The sequence below is a fragment of the Pseudarthrobacter sp. NBSH8 genome (genome assembly GCF_014217545.1).
Taxonomy (GTDB): domain Bacteria; phylum Actinomycetota; class Actinomycetes; order Actinomycetales; family Micrococcaceae; genus Arthrobacter.
This window is the reverse complement of sequence record NZ_CP043178.1, coordinates 3,926,927-3,946,226: the sequence shown is the minus strand read 5'-3', so window position 1 is coordinate 3,946,226 and position 19,300 is coordinate 3,926,927. Positions and strand designations below refer to the sequence as shown.

General features: G+C 64.6%; 17 protein-coding genes. 11 read left to right on the top strand and 6 right to left on the bottom strand.

Annotated elements, in window-relative coordinates:
* The first annotated feature begins 52 nt into the window (after nt 1-52).
* The 5 genes from FYJ92_RS18260 to FYJ92_RS18240 all read left to right on the top strand — a co-directional run bounded on the left by FYJ92_RS18260 (nt 53) and on the right by FYJ92_RS18240 (nt 5,768).
* Nucleotides 53-1,171, top strand: coding sequence for a histidinol-phosphate transaminase (locus tag FYJ92_RS18260; protein ID WP_185261961.1), 1,119 nt, complete (start codon nt 53-55; stop codon nt 1,169-1,171).
* 149 nt (nt 1,172-1,320) lie between these two features.
* Complete coding sequence (locus FYJ92_RS18255) at nt 1,321-2,601, top strand: thiamine pyrophosphate-dependent dehydrogenase E1 component subunit alpha (RefSeq protein ID WP_185261960.1); 1,281 nt, start codon at nt 1,321-1,323, stop codon at nt 2,599-2,601.
* Nucleotides 2,601-3,581 (top strand): alpha-ketoacid dehydrogenase subunit beta, encoded by a 981-nt coding sequence (locus tag FYJ92_RS18250; RefSeq protein WP_185261959.1) that lies wholly within the window; start codon nt 2,601-2,603, stop codon nt 3,579-3,581. Before FYJ92_RS18255 ends, FYJ92_RS18250 begins: the two co-directional genes overlap by 1 nt.
* Before the next feature lie 59 nt (nt 3,582-3,640).
* Nucleotides 3,641-5,131 carry a dihydrolipoamide acetyltransferase family protein gene (locus FYJ92_RS18245; protein ID WP_185261958.1) on the top strand — a complete coding sequence of 497 codons (1,491 nt, stop codon included), beginning with the start codon at nt 3,641-3,643 and terminating at the stop codon, nt 5,129-5,131.
* A 28-nt stretch (nt 5,132-5,159) separates the two neighbouring features.
* Entirely contained in the window at nt 5,160-5,768 is a 609-nt protein-coding gene (locus tag FYJ92_RS18240; protein ID WP_185261957.1) for a phosphatase PAP2 family protein, read from the top strand.
* A 12-nt stretch (nt 5,769-5,780) separates the two neighbouring features.
* Here the strand turns inward: FYJ92_RS18240 and FYJ92_RS18235 are convergent, their stop codons facing one another.
* From FYJ92_RS18235 to FYJ92_RS18215, 5 genes are all read right to left on the bottom strand, one after another.
* Nucleotides 5,781-6,128, bottom strand: coding sequence for a hypothetical protein (locus FYJ92_RS18235; protein WP_185261956.1), 348 nt, complete (start codon nt 6,126-6,128; stop codon nt 5,781-5,783).
* A 157-nt stretch (nt 6,129-6,285) separates the two neighbouring features.
* Nucleotides 6,286-6,714, bottom strand: coding sequence for a universal stress protein (locus tag FYJ92_RS18230; protein ID WP_185261955.1), 429 nt, complete (start codon nt 6,712-6,714; stop codon nt 6,286-6,288).
* 53 nt (nt 6,715-6,767) lie between these two features.
* Entirely contained in the window at nt 6,768-8,072 is a 1,305-nt protein-coding gene (locus tag FYJ92_RS18225) for a PLP-dependent aminotransferase family protein (protein WP_185261954.1), read from the bottom strand.
* A 56-nt stretch (nt 8,073-8,128) separates the two neighbouring features.
* A complete protein-coding gene (locus tag FYJ92_RS19235; protein ID WP_255482200.1) occupies nt 8,129-8,983 on the bottom strand; it encodes a hypothetical protein in 855 nt (284 codons plus the stop codon).
* Between the two features lie 216 nt (nt 8,984-9,199).
* The gene (locus FYJ92_RS18215) at nt 9,200-9,757 is read right to left on the bottom strand and encodes an NAD(P)H-dependent oxidoreductase (protein ID WP_185261953.1); all 558 of its coding nucleotides are present in this window, start codon (nt 9,755-9,757) and stop codon (nt 9,200-9,202) included.
* 123 nt (nt 9,758-9,880) lie between these two features.
* On the opposite strand from FYJ92_RS18215, the gene FYJ92_RS18210 reads away from it, so the two are divergent.
* From FYJ92_RS18210 to FYJ92_RS18185, 6 genes are all read left to right on the top strand, one after another.
* On the top strand, nt 9,881-10,489 hold the full coding sequence (locus FYJ92_RS18210; protein ID WP_255482199.1) for a TetR/AcrR family transcriptional regulator: 609 nt from the start codon (nt 9,881-9,883) through the stop codon (nt 10,487-10,489).
* A gap of 360 nt (nt 10,490-10,849) precedes the next feature.
* Nucleotides 10,850-11,833 carry an ABC transporter permease gene (locus FYJ92_RS18205; protein WP_185261951.1) on the top strand — a complete coding sequence of 328 codons (984 nt, stop codon included), beginning with the start codon at nt 10,850-10,852 and terminating at the stop codon, nt 11,831-11,833.
* Nucleotides 11,834-11,835: 2 nt separating this feature from the next.
* Nucleotides 11,836-12,810: an ABC transporter permease gene (locus FYJ92_RS18200; protein WP_185261950.1), complete on the top strand. Its 975-nt coding sequence runs from the start codon at nt 11,836-11,838 to the stop codon at nt 12,808-12,810.
* Entirely contained in the window at nt 12,807-15,038 is a 2,232-nt protein-coding gene (locus FYJ92_RS18195; RefSeq protein ID WP_185261949.1) for an ABC transporter ATP-binding protein, read from the top strand. The genes FYJ92_RS18200 and FYJ92_RS18195 overlap by 4 nt, the downstream gene beginning before the upstream one ends.
* Nucleotides 15,039-15,087: 49 nt before the next feature.
* Nucleotides 15,088-16,806: an ABC transporter family substrate-binding protein gene (locus FYJ92_RS18190; protein WP_185261948.1), complete on the top strand. Its 1,719-nt coding sequence runs from the start codon at nt 15,088-15,090 to the stop codon at nt 16,804-16,806.
* 114 nt (nt 16,807-16,920) lie between these two features.
* Nucleotides 16,921-17,991, top strand: a complete 1,071-nt coding sequence (locus FYJ92_RS18185) for a Gfo/Idh/MocA family oxidoreductase (RefSeq protein ID WP_185261947.1) — start codon at nt 16,921-16,923, stop codon at nt 17,989-17,991.
* Between the two features lie 25 nt (nt 17,992-18,016).
* Here FYJ92_RS18185 and ald read toward each other — a convergent pair whose 3' ends face one another.
* Nucleotides 18,017-19,135: an alanine dehydrogenase gene (ald, locus tag FYJ92_RS18180; protein WP_185261946.1), complete on the bottom strand. Its 1,119-nt coding sequence runs from the start codon at nt 19,133-19,135 to the stop codon at nt 18,017-18,019.
* Nucleotides 19,136-19,300: the final 165 nt, after the last annotated feature.

Sequence of the window (19,300 nt, the reverse complement as noted above, 5' to 3'; positions counted from 1 at the left end):
CGCCTGTGCGCCCGCCCAACCCGTGCCGTTCAGGCGAAGTAGGCTAGTTTGCATGACTTCATCAGAGATGCTGCCTGGCGAAATCCGGCCGCGCCCCGTGGTTGGCCGGCTTCCCCGCTACGCCGCAGGAAAGCCTCCCGTCGCCGTAGACGGGCTGGCCAGCTACAAGCTCTCCTCCAACGAGAACCCCTTGCCGCCTCTTCCGGCCGTGCTGGAGGCGATTTCCAACCAGACGGACTTCAACCGCTACCCCGACCCCCTCAGCAGCAAGCTTCGTGCTGCGCTCGCCGAGTTCCTGGCGGTACCGGCCGAGGACATTGTCGCGGGAGCCGGAAGCCTCGGTGCCCTGAACCAGTTGCTGTCCACATTCGCCGGCCGGAACGACGACGGTAAGGCGGACGAAGTGGTGTATGCGTGGCGGTCCTTCGAGGCGTATCCCATCAGCGTTGGCCTGGTGGGCGCGGAAAGCGTCCGCATCCCGCTGACGGCAGACGGACGACACGACCTTGACGCCATGGCTGCAGCCGTGACCGTCCGCACCAGGGTCATCCTGCTTTGCACCCCAAACAACCCTACGGGGCCCATCCTGACCACTGCCGAAGCGGAGCGGTTCATCCAGGCGGTCCCATCCGACGTTGTGGTGGTTATCGATGAGGCCTACCAAGAGTTCGTCCGTGCCAGCGATGCCGTGGACGGCATCGCAATGTACCGAAAATACCCGAATGTTGTGGTGCTCCGGACGTTCTCCAAGGCACACGGATTGGCGGGCCTGCGCGTGGGCTACAGCATCTCGAACCCCGGGCTGACCCAGTACCTTCGCGTCGCGGCCACGCCCTTCTCCGTGTCACAGATCGCTGAGAAAGCAGCCATCGTCTCGTTGCAGAACTACCCGCTGGTTGTAGAAAGGGTACAAAGCATCGTGGACGAACGAACCCGGGTAACCAGCGGGCTGCGTGAGCTCGGCTGGTTTGTGCCAGAGGCGGAGGGCAACTTCATCTGGCTGAACCTCGGTGAGAACAGCACGGAATTTGCCGAACTGGCGGGCACACAGGCGCTTTCGGTGCGGGCCTTCGGCAGTGAAGGCGTGCGGGTCAGCATAGGCGAGGCAGAGGCCAACAGTCGGTTCCTCGAGCTCTGTGCAAACTATACAAAGGCGCCGCGACGTTCCTAGCGCTTAACATGCATCAGGAGCGGTACCTACTGAAGATAAAGTAAGGACCAGTAAGCCAATATATATGCCAACAAAGGAATGCATTCCTCCAGTGGCATATATCCCAGCGACATTGCAATGCATCCGCATGCGGCAAGCAAGGAGACGGTATGGGCGCCACACATCTGCCCTCCACCGAGTTCGATCAGACAGCGGCAGACGACCAACTCGAGGCTGAAGCCGAGGCCCAACTGGGCAGCCCGGCCGAGCCTATGGTGCAGTTGCTGGCGCCTGACGGGACCCTGGGGACGGACCCGGTCTTCTCGGCCTATGCAGATCGGCTGGACGGTAAAAAGCTGCGTGGCTTCTACGCTGACATGGCCAAGATCCGCCGCTTTGATGTGGAGGCAACCGCGCTCCAGCGCCAAGGCCAGCTGGCCCTGTGGGTCCCGCTGACCGGCCAGGAGGCTGCGCAGATCGGCTCCGGCCGGGCCAGTCAGCCGCAGGACTACATCTTCCCCACCTACCGTGAGCACGGCGTGGCACTGACCCGCAATGTGGACCTCGCTGAGCTCCTGCGCCAGTTCCGCGGCGTCTCGAACGGCGGCTGGAACCCGAAGGACACCAACTTCCATCTCTACACCCTGGTCCTGGCCGCGCAGACGCCGCACGCCGTCGGCTACGCCATGGGGATCCAGCGGGACCAGAAGCTCGCGGCAGCTGCAGTCGCCGCGGATGCGGCTGCGGACCGGCCGGCCGAGCCCAAGGCAGCGGTGATGGTCTACTTCGGTGACGGTGCCAGTTCCGAGGGCGACGTCCACGAATCCATGGTGTTCGCCGCCTCCTACAACGCTCCGGTGGTGTTCTTCTGCCAGAACAACCACTGGGCCATCTCCGTTCCCAGCTCGGTGCAGACCCGCATACCGCTGTCCAACCGCGCCAAAGGTTACGGTTTCCCGGGCATCCGGGTGGACGGCAACGATGCGATCGCCGTCCACGCAGTGACCGAGTGGGCGCTCGAACATGCCCGCGAGGGCAACGGCCCGGTGCTGATCGAGGCCTTCACCTACCGCGTCGGTGCGCATACCACTGCTGATGACCCCACAAAGTACCGGGAATCCGCCGAGGAAACCTTGTGGCGGGCCAAGGATCCGCTGGACCGCCTGGAAAAGTATCTCCGGGCCCAGGGGCTGGCAGATGACGCCTACTTTGACCAGGTCAAGGCCGACGGCGACGAACTCGCCGCCTACGTCCGCAAGACCACGTACGACCTCGAGACCCCGGACATCCGGACGGCCTTCGCCAATACCTATGTCGAGGCCCACCCGCTGGTGGCCGAGGAATTGGCCTGGTTTGAGGAGTACAGCGCAGGCTTCGCTGAGACGCCGGAGCACAGCGCTGAACCCAGCAGCCCGGACCCGGATGACGCAGCGACAGGAGTGGCCCGCTGATGACCACCATGACCATAGCCAAGGCCATTAATGAGGGCCTGCGCGCCACCCTGGACAACAACCCGCGTACCCTGCTTATGGGCGAGGACATCGGAGCCCTGGGCGGCGTCTACCGCGTCACCGACGGCCTTCTCGCGGAGTTCGGCGCGGACCGCGTGGTGGACACACCGCTCGCGGAGTCCGGCATCATCGGCACGGCCATCGGCCTCGCCCTGCGCGGCTACCTGCCCGTCTGCGAGATCCAGTTCGACGGGTTTGTGTTCCCCGGCTTCAACCAGATCACCACCCAGCTGGCCAAGATGCACGCCCGCAGCAACGGCAGCCTCACCGTTCCCGTCGTTGTCCGGATCCCATACGGCGGCGGTATCGGCTCCATTGAGCACCATTCGGAATCACCGGAGGCGCTGTTCGCCCACACCGCAGGCCTGCGCATCATCACACCGTCCAACGCCCACGACGCCTACTGGATGATCCGGCAGGCAGTGGAGTGCCAGGACCCCGTGATCGTCTTCGAACCGAAGCGCCGCTACTGGCTCAAGGGCGAGGTCAACACTGATTCTCCCGGCGCATCTGCCGATCCCTTTAAAGCCCACGTGCTCCGCGAGGGCACGGACGCCACAGTGGTGGCCTACGGACCGCTCGTACCGGTGGCCCTTGCCGCTGCCGACGCCGCTGCCGAGGACGGTCACAGCATCGAGGTCATCGACCTGCGCTCCATTTCGCCGATCGACTTCGACACCGTCACGGCGTCCGCGAAGAAGACCGGCCGGCTTGTTGTGGCGCATGAGGCGCCGACGTTCGGCGGCATCGGCGGCGAGATCGCAGCCCGGATCAGCGAACGGGCATTCCTCTCACTGGAGGCTCCCGTGATCCGGGTGGGCGGCTTCCATATGCCGTACCCGGTGGCGAAGGTCGAGGAAGACTACCTCCCCGACATCGACCGCATCCTCGAGGCGCTGGACCGCTCCCTGGCCTACTAGGCGCAGGCACCTTCCCCCGCTCACGCTTCCCGCTCACGCTTGGCTCGAAAGAGGACACCATGACTCTGAACAAGTTCAACCTGCCCGACGTGGGCGAAGGCCTCACCGAGGCGGAAATCGTCTCCTGGAAGGTCAAGCCGGGGGACACCGTCGCCATCAACGACGTCCTGTGCGAGATCGAGACCGCCAAGTCGCTCGTTGAGCTGCCATCCCCCTTCGCCGGCACCGTCACCGAGCTGCTGGTCCCCGAGGGCGTGACCATCGACGTCGGAACCGCCATCATCAGCGTCTCGGACGCCGTTTCCGGCGACCCGACGCCCGCTGACGTCCCGGCCCCCGCCACTCCGGTCCAGCCCTTGTACGGCAAGCTTCCCACGGATGACGGCGGCACGGCGGGCAGTGCCCTGGCCGGCGGTCCGCTGGTGGGATCGGGCCCCAAGGCCGACGCCGTCAAGCGCCGTCCCCGGAAGTCGGCACCTGCCGCCCAGGCCGGGTCAGCCCCGGTCCCCGTGGTCGAGCGTGCGGGCGAAAACCCGGTGGCCGAGCCTGTCGAGGCCCGGACCGGCCCTCCCGCCCGGATTTCGCCAAGCACAAACACCGGGTTGGTCGATAACCGTCCCACGCTCAGTGGAACCATTACAGGCCTCGTGAACCGTGTCCTGGCCAAGCCTCCCGTCCGCAAGATCGCCCGGGATCTGGGGATCGATCTGGCCGATGTGGTGGCCACCGGCTCCCGCGGCGAAGTCACGCGCGAGGACCTGGTCAGCTACCAGTCCCAGCGCGATGCAGAGCTGGATCAAGCGGAGGGCTTCTGGGGCAAAGCCGGCAAGCCGCAGGACCAGCGGATTGAACGAATTCCGGTCAAGGGCGTCCGCAAGGCGACGGCCAAGGCGATGGTGGAGTCGGCTTTCGCTGCACCCCACGTGAGCATCTTTGTTGATGTTGACGCCAGCCGCACCATGGAGTTCGTCAAGCGCCTGAAGGCTTCGCGCGACTTTGAGGGTATCAAGGTTTCCCCGCTGCTGATCCTGGCCAAGGCCGTCATCTGGGCTGCCGCGCGGAACCCCAGCGTCAACGCCACCTGGGTAGACAACGTGGACGGGACCGACGCCGCCGAGATCCAGGTCAAGCACTACATGAACCTTGGCATCGCCGCAGCCACCCCGCGCGGGCTGATGGTTCCCAACATCAAGGACGCCCAGGACCTGTCACTCAAGGAACTGGCATTGGCTCTGAACAACCTGGCCACCACGGCCCGGGCGGGCAAGACCCAGCCCGCCGAAATGCAGGGCGGCACGCTTACTGTCACCAACATCGGTGCGCTGGGGATCGATACGGGAACCCCGATCATCAACCCGGGCGAAGTGGCAATTGTGGCGTTCGGAACCATCAAGCAGAAGCCCTGGGTCCTGGACGGCGAAGTCATTCCGCGCTGGATCACCACGCTCGGCGGCTCCTTTGACCACCGCGTAGTGGACGGTGACTTGTCCGCCCGCTTTATGGCCGACGTCGCCGCGATCCTTGAGGAGCCGGCGCTCCTGCTGGACTAGGGCTGCCGGGACCACGAGCATCAATACCGTGAACCAGGCTGCCGTTCGGTCCAGGAACCGGGCAGCCAGGTGGCTGACTGAGGTGTTCCAACCACCGGTGGTGGTGACGCTACAACTCCTCATCAGCCCCGTGGTCGAGGCTGGATTCCCTGGCACCATTGGCTATGGAGCCTTGGCCGCGCTGTTTGTGTGTGTGCTGCCGCTCCTGGTGCTCCTGGGGCTCGTGCGGCTGGGCAAGGTCACGGACCATCACGTCAGCGACCGCAAACAGCGCGCGCCCGTGCTGCTGATGGCGCTTGGATTTGTTGCCGCCGGTCTGGTGGTGCTGCAGGCCGCCAACGCCCCGCGAAGCGTAATGGTCATGGTGCTGGCCATCATCGCCGGCATCATTGTGCTGGCCGCCGTGAGCCCCGTCTGGAAGATCAGCGGTCATGCTGCGGCGGTATCGTCGGCGGCAGTTATTTGTGTCCTGATGCTAGGTCCGGCCTGGCTGCCGCTGCTCCTGCTGGTTCCCGCCGTCGGTTGGTCGCGGGTGGTGCTCCGCGCACATACCCTGGCGCAGGTTGTGGCCGGTTCGCTTTTTGGCGGCTTGGTGATGGCGGGCCTTTGGTGGCTTTTGCGTGGCTGGCTCACCTAGCAGAGCCCGGTGTCAGTAGCGGTAGGCGGAGTAAGCCGTCATCATCTCGACCATCTCGGGATTCCCCGCCATGGCGCCAGCCAAGGCAGCGGATGTGGCGAACATCAGGCCGCCAAGCACCAGGGCAACGCCTGCGATGGCCGCGAAGAATTTCCAGTCGCCGCGCAGCACGCTCTCGAGGGTCTCCGGCAGGCGCAGTCCCGGCGAGATGAGGTTGGGTGCGCTGTCCAGGGAGCCGTCATCCAGCAGTGCAATGACGCGGCCGTTGCCGCGGTCCACACGCATGGAGCAGATGTGGTTGCCGTGGCGGGCCAGGAGGATGTCGTGGCCAACAAGTTGGCGGCGCTGAAGAGTTAGCAAGGGGGCCCCTTTGGCTGGAGTGGAGAGTGGTTGTCCGCTCCGTTGAGGGCCCTTCCATTTTATCGCCGGCCGGGTGCTGAAACCGGCGTTTAAGGGGTGAGAACGGACACCATGCACCGTCGCGCGGTGCGGCCGGTGCATCGTGTCCCGTTGTCAGTTAGTCGGCGTCGTAGGTGTTGGCAATGTAGACGTCGCACGTGGCATTGTGGGCCACGCTGTTGGCCACGCTTCCCAGGACCCGGCCGATGCCGCGCATCCGCCGGTTGCCCACAACGATCATCGTGGCGCCCAGGCGCTCGGATTCCTTGATGAGCGCTTCGGCAGGCTTGCCGCGGGCGGCCGAGTAGGTCACCTTGATGGAACCGGCCAGGGCCTCGGCCACTGTCTTGGCAACATGCTCGGCACCGTCGGCGTCGGAAACGATCCACTGGTCGCTTCCAGAGCCGAAGATCTCGGTACGGTCGCTGTCGAAAGCTGAGACGACGTGAAGCGAGGCACCCACGGCGGCGGCGAGATCCCGGGCCGATTCGGCGGCCTTCTTGGCGGTGCCGCTGCCGTCGACGCCAACAACAATAATTCCGCTCATGCTTTGTACTCCTTGTTCAGATTCACTCTTGGCCACACTCAGTCCGGCCAACGTTACAGCGCTGCAAGGGCTTCCCGCAGTACCGGTGCCAAACGGCGGACACCTTCCTTGATGGCGTCGGGCGGAACCGCGCTGAACGCCAGCCGCAGCTTGTTGGACGGCGCATCAGACGGGGTGAAGGCAGCCCCTGGGATAAAGACGACACCGGCGTCGATCGCCTTCTGCAGCAGGGGATAGGTGTCCACGCCTTCCGGCAGTGTGACCCAGACGAAGAAGCCGCCTTCCGGGCTGGTCCAGCTGGTGCCGGCGGGCATGTGTTCGTCCAGGGCCGCGAGCATGGCAGTGCATCGCTCGGCGTACAGTTCCCGGTAGGTCTCGATCTGGCCCTTCCAGTCATAGTCCCTGAGGTAGGCGGACACCAGCATCTGGTTCAGCGTCGGCGGGCACAGCGTCACGGATTCGGATGCAAGGTAGTAGCGCCGCTGAAGGTGCTCCGGGACTAACGCCCAGCCGATGCGCAGGCCGGGGGCAAAGATCTTGGAGAAGGATCCCATGTAGATGACATCGCCGGGGTTGGCCGCGCGGAGCGGTTCCAGTGGTTTCCCGTCGTACCGGAGGAGCCCATAGGGGTTGTCCTCCAGCACCAGAATATTCGCGTTCCGGCATATATCAACAACCCGCTGACGGCGTTTCTCCGCCAGGGTAATCCCCGAGGGATTGTTGAAGTTGGGGATCGTGTAGAGGAACTTGATGTTCTTCCCTGCCGTCTGGAGCGCGGCGATCCTGGCCTCCAGCAGCTCAGGCACCAGGCCGTCGTCGTCCATCTCCACGGTGGCCACCTCCACCTGGTAGGCCTCAAACGTGTTGAGGGCGCCCACATAGGTGGGATTCTCCACCAGTACCACGTCCCCCGGGTTGCAGAAGACCTTGACGGCCACATCCTGGGCCGACTGGGAGCCTGCGGTGATCACTACGTTCTGCGGGAGCGCATCCAGGATTCCTTCGGCCGCCATTACCTCGCAGACCTGGGTGCGCAGTTCTTCGGTGCCCTGCCCGCCGCCGTATTGCAGGGCGGTGAGCCCCTCGTCGGCGATGATGCTTGCAGCCGTGGCGGCCAGCCGCTCCAGCGGAAGGGATTGCAGGTAGGGGCTGCCCCCGGCAAGGGACACCAGCCCGGGGCGCATCGAGATGTCAAAAACGTCCCGGACCGCCGATTGCTTAATGTTGGCTGCGCGTTCCGAAAACAGCGCCTCGTGGGGATGGGCGGCGCGGTGGGCGGACGTGGCCGCGCGCTCGATGGCATCAATGGCTTCGGCCGGTAGCTGCACTGCGCCGGCATCAAGTGTTTCGTGGCTCACATCCTCAGCATACAACCGAAAGTTGCTGATCAGGCAACATCTGTTGATCAATTGGCCTAGTTGAGGCGCAATGCTTCGGCGAGCCCCACGCCGTTGACGTAAACGTCGGCGCGGATTGCGCCCACCGACGCTACGGCAGTCTGTGTGAGCTGGGCCTCGATGCGCGGGATGTCGCACACTCCCGCTGGACGGATCGAGCCGGACAGGTAGACCGTCACGGACGTACCGTCGAAAGTGCCGGACAGGAACGTCAGGGTTGAGCCGGACAGGGAGTTGTACAGCCCTGGCGTCGGTTCTGCGGCTCCGTCCAGCAGGGCGCGCATGGCGTTGGCCAAAGGTTCCGCGGATCCGGCCACGGTACGGCGGACGCCGGCCAGGCTGTCGTTGCAGCCAAAGCGCACACCTCCGGCCCCGCCGTCGTCCAGCAGTACGTAGTAGGCGGTCACCGTCTGGAATCCGGCGGACAGGCCAGGGGCCGGCACGGCCGGGGGCGGCGCCGAGGGCTCCGGAGCCGGCGATGGGCTTGCCGCCTTAGGTGCGCCGGGTGCCGCACCGCCGCCGGGCGTGGCAGCCCCGGGCGAAGCCGGTCCGGACGCTGGACCGGTGCCCAGGCTCCGCTCCGGTGTTCCCGTAACCCCGCCTGACGCTTGGCTTGAAGGCCCGGGGGGCGAGCCGGAGGACGGGCCGGTGGCTTCGGCGGGCGCAGCGGTGGCCGGCGGGGGCGCCTGCGGCTGCGGAACTGGAACCAGGGGCTGCTGGGCGCGGTCAGGGCGTTCGAGCGTAGTTGCACCGGCCGGGACGCTGCTGCCCGTACGCGGGTTCGAAGCGGGGGCGCAGCCTCCCAGCCACAGCGGAAGAGTAAGTGCTGCCGCCGTCGCCATCAGCATTCCGGCGCTCTGCCTGCCTGCCATCTCTGCACCGCGTTCCCGTCCCCAATGCTTTCCGTGCATTTAACGTTACGGCGGTCCCTCCGCCCTGGAAATGCCGGCGCGGTACCGGTTGGAACAAGACTTGGTCACGTGCGCGGTGGCTGGTCCCGTTCCTGCTCACGGCGAGATAACAAATGCCCCGGACACCATTCGGTGGCCGGGGCATTTGGTTGTTTATGGCCGCTGCGTGCGGCTGCCTTACGCTGCCGGCTGGGCGGCGGCGAGTGCCTCGAAGACGCCCTTGATCTGCTCCACTACCTCGGCGTCGTCCTTCGGGTGCAGCTCGGCGAAGCGGACCATGGAGCCGGGGACTGCGAGCTTGACGTCCTCAAGCACCTGGGCGCCGGCAATGCCCGCTGCCTTGCGGGCTTCGTCCTGGGCCCACACGCCACCGAACTGGCCGAATGCGGTACCGACGACGGCGGTGGGCTTGCCGGAGAGGGCGCCGGCGCCGAAGGGGCGGGACAGCCAGTCGATGGCGTTCTTCAGCGATGCGGGCACCGTGCCGTTGTGTTCCGGGGTCACCAGGAGAAGGGTGTCCGCTTCGTTGGCGGCCGCGCGGAGGGCGGCGGCAGCGGCGGGAACCTGGCCTTCGACGTCGATGTCCTCGTTGTAGAACGGGATGTTGCCCAGGCTTTCGTGGATGACTACGTCAACCTGCTCGGGAGCGTTTAGCTGGATGGCTTCGGCGAGCTTCTGGTTGGTGGATTCGGCGCGGAGGCTGCCAACAAGGGTAAGAACGGTGCTCTTCGACATATGGACTCCTGGGGTCAGGCTGCGGACGGGACCGCTGGCCGGTGGAAGGGTGGAGGCTTGGTGCCTTCATTGTCTAAACGGACCGTAGTCCGATTATTATTTCACGGGACTAGGATAAGGACTGTGAGCTTTATCCCACTGCTGCCCGGTTCGCTCTCCGGGCCGCCCGCTGAGCGCAGTGACGCTGCGCGGAACCGTGAGCGGCTTTTGTGCGCGGCTCGGGAGCTGATTGCCGAGTGCGGCCCGGATGCCCTGACCATGGACAGGTTGGCCGAGCGGGCCGGCGTGGGCAAGGGCACCGTCTTCCGCCGGTTCGGCAGTCGCGCCGGGCTGATGATGACGTTGCTGAGCGATTCCGAGGCCGCCTTCCAAGCCCGATTTATGTTCGGCCCCCCGCCACTGGGGCCGGGCGCTCCGGGGCTGGAGCGGCTGATCGCCTTCGGTGCGGAGCGGATCGCGTATGTGATGGAGCACGGGGACCTGGCGAGGGCTGCTGAGTCTTCGCACCACGGCCGCTACGAAGTCCCGGCAGTCATACTGTGGCAGCGCCATATCGAGCACCTCCTGCGGGAAGCAGGCATGGATGCGGACCCGTTGCTGATGGCCATGTCCCTGGCCGCCACGCTGGATCCGGACCGGCTCCTGCGCGCGGTCCGCGCCCAAGGCCTGGCGCCCGAGCGGTTGACCGATTCCTGGCGGGACCTTGTCACTCGCGTGGTCCGAGGGCGGTAGGATACGCCTAGATCTGGCGAATGGTCCAGTCAAATCAATTCCACTGAATTATTCATAACAATCTGATACGGCGGGCACGGATTCCGCACAGGTGCCCGCATTCCGGACGCTACTCTGTGGTAGTTTCCTCTGGAATGTGACCCGCAACATAGTCCACCCGGACTTATCTGAGCTGGTCGCGGGAGACCGGCTACACGCTGGTGGAAACCCGGTGGCGGCGAGACCCGTCGCGGGCCGGGGAAATCGGAAGGATCTGGAACGTGGATGCAGTGAAGGCAGGAACTCCGTTGCCAGCCCAAGGTGACCCCTTGGAGTGTTCGTCCATAGTCCAGGTGGCAAAGATCCTGAAGTAGCTGCCAAATGATCAGGTACCTCGCCAAGCGCGGCATCACCTACGTCTTCATGATTTTCCTGACCACGTCTGCCGGCTATTTCCTGGCGGTCAGTTCGCTTAAGCCGGCGCTCCTCGAACAGGAACGGATTCCCCGTCCCACACCCGAGCAGGTAGCCAATTCCATGCGCCTGAAAGGCCTGGACCCGGACCTCAGCCCGTGGGAGCGCTACGTGGAGTGGCTCTTCGGGATCGTGACCCGCTGGGACTGGGGACGCAGCCCCAACGGCGCATTCATCAACGCTGAATTCGGGGACCGCGTCTGGATCTCCACCCGGCTCTTCCTGGCATCCATCGTCCTGACCCTTGTCATCGGCGTCGCCCTCGGGGTGTACTCGGCGGCCCGGCAGTACAAGTTCCAGGACCGGGTGATCACCTCCTACAGCTACCTCGCGTACATCGTGCCCGCCCCCATTGCCTACTTCCTGGTGCAGCTCGGTGCCATCAACATCAACGAAACCGTCGGGGAGCGCATCTTCTTCGTGACAGGCATCTCCACGCCGGGCATGCAGCCCGGGTGGGCGCAGTTTGTGGACATGGTGGGCCACTATGCGGTTCCAACGATCGCCATCACCCTGGTCGGCTGGGGTTCGTACCAGATCGCGCAGCGCCAGTACCTGCTGGATAACGTCAATGCGGACTTCGTCCGCACGGCGCGCGCCAAGGGGCTGACGCGGAACCAGGCCATTACCCGGCACGCGCTTCGGGTTTCGTTCATCCCGGTCGCTCAAAGCATCGCGTTCACCATCCCGGCCATCTTCGCGGGCGGCTTTTTCGCGGAGAAGATCTTCGCCTGGCCCGGCGTGGGCTCCTGGAGCATTGACGCCATCTCTCTGCAGGACGTCAATGCGGCCACAGCCACCCTCGCCTACGGCTCGGTTATCTTCGCCGTGGGCGCCATTCTCGCCGACTTCGCCACCACGCTTGTGGACCCGAGAGTGAGGGTGCAGTAGCCATGACCAACCTCAATGCCATTGATCCGGCGGCGGTCGCGCAGGACGCGCATCTCGAAAGCGCTGATGTGGTGATTGCCAAGTCCACCATCATTTTCCGCCGTTTTATGCGGAACAAGACGGCCGTCGCCGGGCTGGCTATCTTCCTGGGCCTGACCCTCTTCTCCTTCGTGGGCGGGTTCTTTACTCCTTGGGACAAGGAGACCCTCGACCCCTTCAACATCGGCATGCCGCCGTCCGCTGACCACTTCCTGGGCACTTCGCAGGCCGGCATCGACCTCTACGCCATGACTGTAGAAGGCACCAGGATCTCCATCCTGATCGGCCTGATTGTGGGCCTCGTGTCCGTCCTGGTCGCCGCGGTCTACGGCTGCACCATGGCCTATTTCGGCGGAAAAGTGGACAAGGTGATGCTCTTCGTCCTGGAGGCGCTCATCATGATCCCCGCCCTGCTGGTGGTGGCGGTGGCCACCAGCGGCGGAGGGGACGGCCTGAAGAAGAACCTCCCCAGCTGGCTCCTGCTGATCATCGTGCTCCTGGTGTTCAGCTGGATGGGGACCGCGCGGCTTATCCGCTCGATGTCCATGTCGCTGATGCAGCGCGATTTCGTCAAAGCGGCCCAGTACATGGGCGTCCCGCCGCGGCGTATCGTGTGGCGGCACCTGGTCCCCAACATCGGATCGCTGCTGGTCCTGGACATAACCCGCGGCGTCACCGGGGCCATCCTGGCCGAAGTGGCTTTCTCCTTCATCGGCATCGGCATCAAGGTGCCGGATGTGAGCCTCGGCGTGCTGATTGGCGGCGCCACGTCCCAGGTCCAGACCTTCCCCTGGATGTTCTGGGTCCCGCTCACCGTGATGTTCCTGCTCACGGGGTCCCTGGCCATGATGAACGATGGCCTGCGTGACGCTTTTGACCCGAGCTCCAGCTCGGTTGGCCGGGCCAAGAAGAACAGCGCAGAGAAGAAGAGCAAATGAGCACCTTCCTTGAGCCGGCTGACCCGGCCCCCACCGCCGCCGAGCGGCTCCACATCGCCGGCCTCCACTCGCCGTCGGACGCTGTCCTGTCCGTCCGGGACCTGAACGTCAGCTTCAACTCCGAAAACGGGGCTGTGCATGCCGTTCGGGGCGTCAACTTCGACCTGATGCCCGGAAGAACCCTGGGAATCGTGGGGGAGTCCGGGTCCGGCAAATCGGTGACATCGCTGGCCATCATGGGCTTGCTGCCTACCACTGCCGAGATTTCCGGCTCGGTCAGGCTCAAGGGCAAGGAACTGCTGGGCCTGAGCGACAAAGCCATGTGTGCCTACCGCGGCAACGACATCGCCATGGTGTTCCAGGACCCGCTGTCCTCCCTCACTCCGGTGTACACGGTGGGAACCCAGATCACCGAGGCCCTCACCATCCACAATCCGGGCATGAGCAAGGCGGCGAAGGAAACCCGCGCCGTCGAACTCCTGGCGATGGTGGGCATTCCCAGCCCCCGGAACAGGCTCCGGGCCTTTCCGCACGAGTTCTCCGGTGGCATGCGCCAGCGCGTGATGATCGCCATCGCCATCGCCAACAACCCGCGCGTACTGATCGCGGATGAGCCGACGACGGCCCTGGACGTCACCATCCAGGCCCAGGTGCTTGAGGTGCTGCATAAGGCGCAGGAGGAAACGGGTGCCGCCGTGGTGATGATCACGCACGATCTGGGCGTGGTGGCGGGCATCGCCGACGACATCATGGTGATGTACGCCGGTAAGCCGGTGGAAACCGGCAGCGTGGATGACATCTACTACGATCCCCGGATGCCCTACACCATGGGCCTGCTCGGGGCGGTCCCACGCGTGGACGTCGCGGAGAAATCCTCGCTGATCCCCATCGATGGCATCCCGCCGAACCTCCTCCACACCCCCACCGGCTGCTCCTTCGCGCCGCGGTGCCCGCTGGTGACCGACGCCTGCCTGCACGGCGAGCCTTCCTTGAGCCCGGTTCCGGGAGCTGGCTACCACCAGGCGGCCTGCATCAAATCCGGCTCCCTCGGCGAGGACGTGGATGTCCACGACATCTTTTCCGCCCCGCCGGTCCCTGCCTCCCGCTTTGACCTCATCCCCCGCGCGGAACGCTCAACAGTGCTGGAACTCAAGGATGTCCGCAAGCACTTTCCGCTGACCAAGGGCGCCCTGCTCAAGCGGCGCATCGGCACCGTGAAGGCCGTGGACGGCCTGAGCTTCGACATCCGCGAAGGCGAATGCTTCTCCATCGTGGGTGAGTCCGGGTCGGGCAAAACCACCACCCTGCTGGAAATTATGGAGTTCCATAAGGACCAGGACGGCGAGGTGATCATCGGCGGCATCAGCAACAAGCAGGCCGCCGACGCCAAGACCAAAAGCGCCATGCGCAGGGAAATGCAGATGGTTTTCCAGGATCCCACCGGCGCCCTCGACCCCCGCTTCACCGTCTACGAAGTCCTGGCCGAGCCGCTGCAGAACGCTGGACTCAGCAAGCCGGACATCAAAAAACGCATCATGGAACTCATGAAACTGGTGGGCCTGCAGCCGGACCACGTCAACCGGTTCCCCAACCAGTTCTCCGGCGGCCAGCGGCAGCGCGTCGGCATAGCCCGGGCCCTGGCCGTGAACCCCAAACTGGTGGTCCTGGACGAGCCGGTGTCCGCGCTGGACGTCTCGGTCCAGGCCGGCGTCATCAACCTCCTGGACAAGCTCCGCGCCGAGCTGGGGCTCAGCTACCTGATGGTGGCCCACGATCTCTCCGTGGTCCGCCACATCTCCAACCGGGTGGCTGTCATGTACCTGGGCAAGATCGTCGAGATCGGTGAGGTTGACCGGGTCTTCGATAACCCCCGCCACCCGTATACCCGCGCACTGCTGTCCGCGATCCCTGTCCCCGACCCGCAGTTCGAGCGCACCCGGGAGCGGATCATCCTCCAGGGGGATCTGCCGTCCCCGTTGGATGCGCCGAAGGGCTGCAATTTCGCCACGCGCTGCCCCGTCTTCGCGGCGCTTCCGGCTGCGAAGCAGGAGCAGTGCCTGACTCTGGAGCCGCCCCTGGAACCCGTGCAGCCTTCGGGGGCGGTGCAGGTTTTGAGGGCTGGTCCGGTGCCCGCGCCGGACCAGCAGTTCGCCTGCTTCTTCCCGGACGGCGAACTGGACGAGCACATGCTCGTGGTCCACGAAACAGTGGAACCCCATGCACCCTAAATTTTTTCGACCCATCACAAGCATCACCCGCACCTATGAAGGGAAAACCATGAGGAATCTGACCAAGATCGGCGGCGCAGCGGCCATTGCCGCAGCCTTGACGCTGACGGCCTGCGGCGGTGGAGGAACACCCACCGGACCGGAAACCGCTCAGGGGCAGGGGACAGGCAGCGACCTCTCCAAGCTCATCAGCATCAACGAGAAGCCCGCCGCTGATCTTGAGCCCGGCGGCAAGGTCACCTTGCCCCTCGGCAACATCGGGCCCGACTTCAACGGGTTCTCCAACAACGGTAACAGCGCGGACAACTCCGCCCTGCAGATCCCCATGAACCCGGCGGCTGTGAACAGCGGAGGCATTGGCGGCTGCTGGAAGGTTGACTTCGTCGGCAAGGCAACACCGAACAAGGACTTCTGCGAGTCCGTGGAGAGCAAGGTGGTGGACGGCAAGCAGACCGTCACCATCAAGGTCAATGACAAGGCCACGTACAACGACGGCACACCGATCGACGTCAAGGCCTTCCAGAACACTTGGAACATCCTCAAGAGCCCGGATGCCGGCTACGACATCGTGAGCTCCGGAGCCTACGAATTCGTTGAGTCGGTTGAGGCCGGCAGCAGCGACAAGGAAGTCATCGTCAAGACCACCCAGCCGGTCTACCCGCTGGATGCCCTCTTCTTCGGCCTGATCCACCCTGCTGTGAACACGCCTGAACTCTTCAACGAAGGCTTCAACGGTGAATTGCACCCCGAGTGGATGGCCGGACCGTTCAAGCTGGACCAGTACGACACCGCAGCCAAGACGGTAACGCTGGTTCCCAACGACAAGTGGTGGGGTACCAAGCCGGTCCTGGCAAACGTCGTCTTCCGCCAGCTGGAGACCAGCGCACAGATCGCCGCTTTTAAGAACGGCGAGATCGACGCCATGTCAGCCAACACCATCTCCCTCTACAAGCAACTGGAGGGTACCAAGGACTCCGAGGTCCGCCGCGGTCAGCGACTCTTCGCCGGCGGCATGAACATCAATGCCAAGAAGATCACTGACGTTGCCGTCCGGAAAGCCATGTTTGCCGCCGTCGACCGCGACGCCCTGCGCAAGGTCCGCTTCAACGGGCTGAACTGGGAGGAGCCCAGCTCCGGTTCCATGATGTTGCTGCCGTTCTCCGAGTACTACCAGGACAACTACCCCGTAAAGGAGACCGGTCCGGATGCAGCCAAGAAGGTACTGACCGATGCCGGCTACAAGGCCAACGCCGCCGGCGTCATGGAGAAAGACGGAATGCCCGCTGCCTTCAAGATCAGCAACTTCGGCGACGATCCCACCACCCTCGCCTTCACCCAGACACTCCAGAAGCAGCTGCAGGCAGGCGGCATGGACGTCGGAATCGACCAGCGCGCCTCTGCCGACTTTGGCAAGGTCATGGGCGCCCGCGATTTCGATGTTAGCGTTTCCGGCTACACGGTGGGCCCGGACGCCACGGACGCCGTCAAGCAGTACTACGACTCCAAGACCGACCTGAACGGCCTGGGCGATGCCGAACTGGACAAGAAGATCGCCGATCTCGCCTCCATCGAGGACAACGCCGAGCGCAACAAGGCGGCCATGGACGTAGAAAAGGAACACATGTCCAAGTACTTCTCCATGGGAGTTGTGATGAACGGCCCGCAGATCTCCTTCGTCCGCACCGGCCTGGCCAACTACGGCCCGTCCCTCTTCCAGAGCCTCTCCCAGGTTCCGGACTGGTCCACCCTGGGCTGGATCAAGAAGTAACATTTCCTGACTGAACCAGCACCATACGGCGGAGGCCGGCACAACCCGCACACGGGAACTGCCGGCCTTCGTCGTATTGCGATATCCGCGGCGGTGTGGCGGTAACTTTGCTCTATGACCTGGACTGAACCCGAACGCCGTATCCGCACCGCCGTCGTCGGCTATGGCCTGTCCGGCAGCGTTTTCCACGCGCCGCTCATCGCGGCAGATCCACGCTACTCGCTGGACGTTATCGCCACGTCCGACGCCGGGAGGCAGGCTGCCGCGACGCAGCGGTACCCGGGCGTCAAAACAGTGCCCGACGGCGACGCGGTGCTTGCGCTGGCCGGTGACCTTGACCTTGTGGTGCTGGGGACCCCGCCAGCCACTCACTTTCCGTTGGCAAAGGCTGCGATGGAGGCTGGGCTGGATGTTGTGGTGGACAAGCCTTTCGCCGTCAGCAGTGCCGAGGGGCTGGAGCTGATCGCCGTCGCGCAGCGGCTGGGCCGCGTGCTCACTGTCTTCCAGAACCGGCGTTGGGACGGCGATTTTTTGACCGCGCAGAAGTTGCTGGCCAGCGAAGCGCTGGGGAGCGTGACCCGCTTTGAATCCAGCTTTGAACGCTGGTCCCCGGACATCTCGAAGGCCTGGAAAGCCAGCGCCACGGCAGCCGATGGCGGCGGCGTGCTGTTCGATCTCGGCACGCACCTTATCGATCAGGCGCTTTTGCTTTTCGGTCCAGCTGCCGTGGCCTACGCGGAACTGCAGGCGCGGCGTCCGCACGAGAAGGTGGACGATGACGTCTTCCTGATGCTCAACCACGAGTCCGGGGTGACCAGCCACCTGAGCATGAACATGCTCTGCGCCCAGCAGGGTCCGCGGTTCCGCATTCTCGGATCCGCTGGCGGGTTCACCAAGCACGGGATCGATCCGCAGGAACCGTACATTGTTGCCGGCGGCGGCCCGCTGGACCCCGAATACGGGGTTGAGGCACCGGAATGGGCAGGGCTCTTTGGCCGTGACGGCCACCTCAATCCACTGCACACCGAACGAGGCGCCTACCCCGAGTTCTACCGGCTGCTGGCAGCCAAGATCGACGACGGCGGTGCCTCCTCCAACCTGCCCCTCCCGGTAGACCCGGCAGACGCCGTCGAGGTCCTAAAAATAATAGAAAAGGCAAGGGAAATGGCTGCTGCCAGGAATTAACCACAAACGCTGGACGAACCTAGGACTACGCCGAAACCAGTTCGTGCCAGTCCGCTACGAGGGGCAGGTTGTGTGCCTCGGAGACGGAGTGGTGTGCCACGTGGCCGCCGGCGATGTTGAGGCCGGCGGCGAGGGACGGGTCGCGGTCGAATGCGGCCTTGACGCCCAGGTTGGCCAGGGCCACGGCGTAGCGCAGGGTGACGTTGGTCAGCGCGTAGGTGGAGGTGTTCGGGACGGCGCCCGGCATGTTGGCAACGCAGTAGAAGATCGTGTTGTGGACCTTGTACGTCGGTTCCTGGTGTGTGGTGGGGTGCGTGTCCTCGAAGCAGCCGCCCTGGTCCACGGCGATGTCCACCAGGACGGAGCCGGGCTTCATCCGGGCCACGAGTTCGTTGGTGACGAGCTTGGGGGCCTTGGCGCCGGGGATCAGGACGGAGCCGATCACCAGGTCCGCGTCCACCACTGACTTTTCGATCTCGTACTTGTTGGAGGCCACGGTCTTGAGCCGGCCCTGGTACTGGGCATCGAGTTCGCGCAGGCGGTTGATGTTGATGTCCAGGATGGTGACGTCGGCGCCCAGGCCCAGGGCCATCGCGGCGGCGTTGGTGCCTGCCACACCGGCGCCAAGGACAACCACCTTCGCCGGGCGGACACCCGGCACGCCGCCCAGCAGGACGCCTTTGCCGCCGGCCGGAGCCATCAGCGAGGTGGCGCCCACCTGCACGGACAGTCGCCCGGCAACCTCGGACATGGGGGCCAGCAACGGCAGCGTGCGGCCTTCCTGCACGGTCTCGTAGGCGATCGCGGTGACGCCGGAGTTGATGAGTTCCTGCGTGAGTTCCGGCTCGGCGGCGAGGTGGAGGTACGTGAAGAGGATCAGGCCCTTACGGAAGCGGTGGTACTCGGCCTTGATGGGTTCCTTGACCTTCATGACCATGTCGGCCCGGCCCCAGACGTCATCTGCCTCTGCCACGATCTCGGCGCCTGCGATCGCGTATTCCTCATCCGTGATCCCTGAGCCCAGGCCTGCGCCGCGCTCCACCAGGACCGTGTGGCCGTGGGTGCGGAACTCGTGAACGCCAGCAGCGGTGATGGCGACGCGGAATTCGTTGTTCTTGATCTCTTTGGGGACACCGATGATCATTTGTGGCTCCATATTCTCAGACCGGTTAGGCCCGAAATTGCGGGGGAAGTTGTGATTCCAGAATAAATCCGGTTGTGACCCAACTGACAGGAAAGCAAGCCGGAGTGCATCCAAGCCCCGCGTCAGGGCGGGATTTTTTGGTTTCACGGCTCGACATATGTACAG

What these genes read in the sequence shown, in the direction of transcription:
- FYJ92_RS18190 (WP_185261948.1), top strand. Translation starts at nt 15,088, where the DNA reads ATGAGGAATCTGACCAAGATCGGCGGCGCAGCGGCCATTGCCGCAGCC.
- FYJ92_RS18200 (WP_185261950.1), top strand. Translation starts at nt 11,836, where the DNA reads ATGACCAACCTCAATGCCATTGATCCGGCGGCGGTCGCGCAGGACGCG.
- ald (WP_185261946.1), bottom strand. Translation starts at nt 19,135, where the DNA reads ATGATCATCGGTGTCCCCAAAGAGATCAAGAACAACGAATTCCGCGTC.
- FYJ92_RS18185 (WP_185261947.1), top strand. Translation starts at nt 16,921, where the DNA reads ATGACCTGGACTGAACCCGAACGCCGTATCCGCACCGCCGTCGTCGGC.
- FYJ92_RS19235 (WP_255482200.1), bottom strand. Translation starts at nt 8,983, where the DNA reads ATGGCAGGCAGGCAGAGCGCCGGAATGCTGATGGCGACGGCGGCAGCA.
- FYJ92_RS18255 (WP_185261960.1), top strand. Translation starts at nt 1,321, where the DNA reads ATGGGCGCCACACATCTGCCCTCCACCGAGTTCGATCAGACAGCGGCA.
- FYJ92_RS18215 (WP_185261953.1), bottom strand. Translation starts at nt 9,757, where the DNA reads ATGTCGAAGAGCACCGTTCTTACCCTTGTTGGCAGCCTCCGCGCCGAA.
- FYJ92_RS18205 (WP_185261951.1), top strand. Translation starts at nt 10,850, where the DNA reads ATGATCAGGTACCTCGCCAAGCGCGGCATCACCTACGTCTTCATGATT.
- FYJ92_RS18245 (WP_185261958.1), top strand. Translation starts at nt 3,641, where the DNA reads ATGACTCTGAACAAGTTCAACCTGCCCGACGTGGGCGAAGGCCTCACC.
- FYJ92_RS18230 (WP_185261955.1), bottom strand. Translation starts at nt 6,714, where the DNA reads ATGAGCGGAATTATTGTTGTTGGCGTCGACGGCAGCGGCACCGCCAAG.
- FYJ92_RS18260 (WP_185261961.1), top strand. Translation starts at nt 53, where the DNA reads ATGACTTCATCAGAGATGCTGCCTGGCGAAATCCGGCCGCGCCCCGTG.
- FYJ92_RS18250 (WP_185261959.1), top strand. Translation starts at nt 2,601, where the DNA reads ATGACCACCATGACCATAGCCAAGGCCATTAATGAGGGCCTGCGCGCC.
- FYJ92_RS18195 (WP_185261949.1), top strand. Translation starts at nt 12,807, where the DNA reads ATGAGCACCTTCCTTGAGCCGGCTGACCCGGCCCCCACCGCCGCCGAG.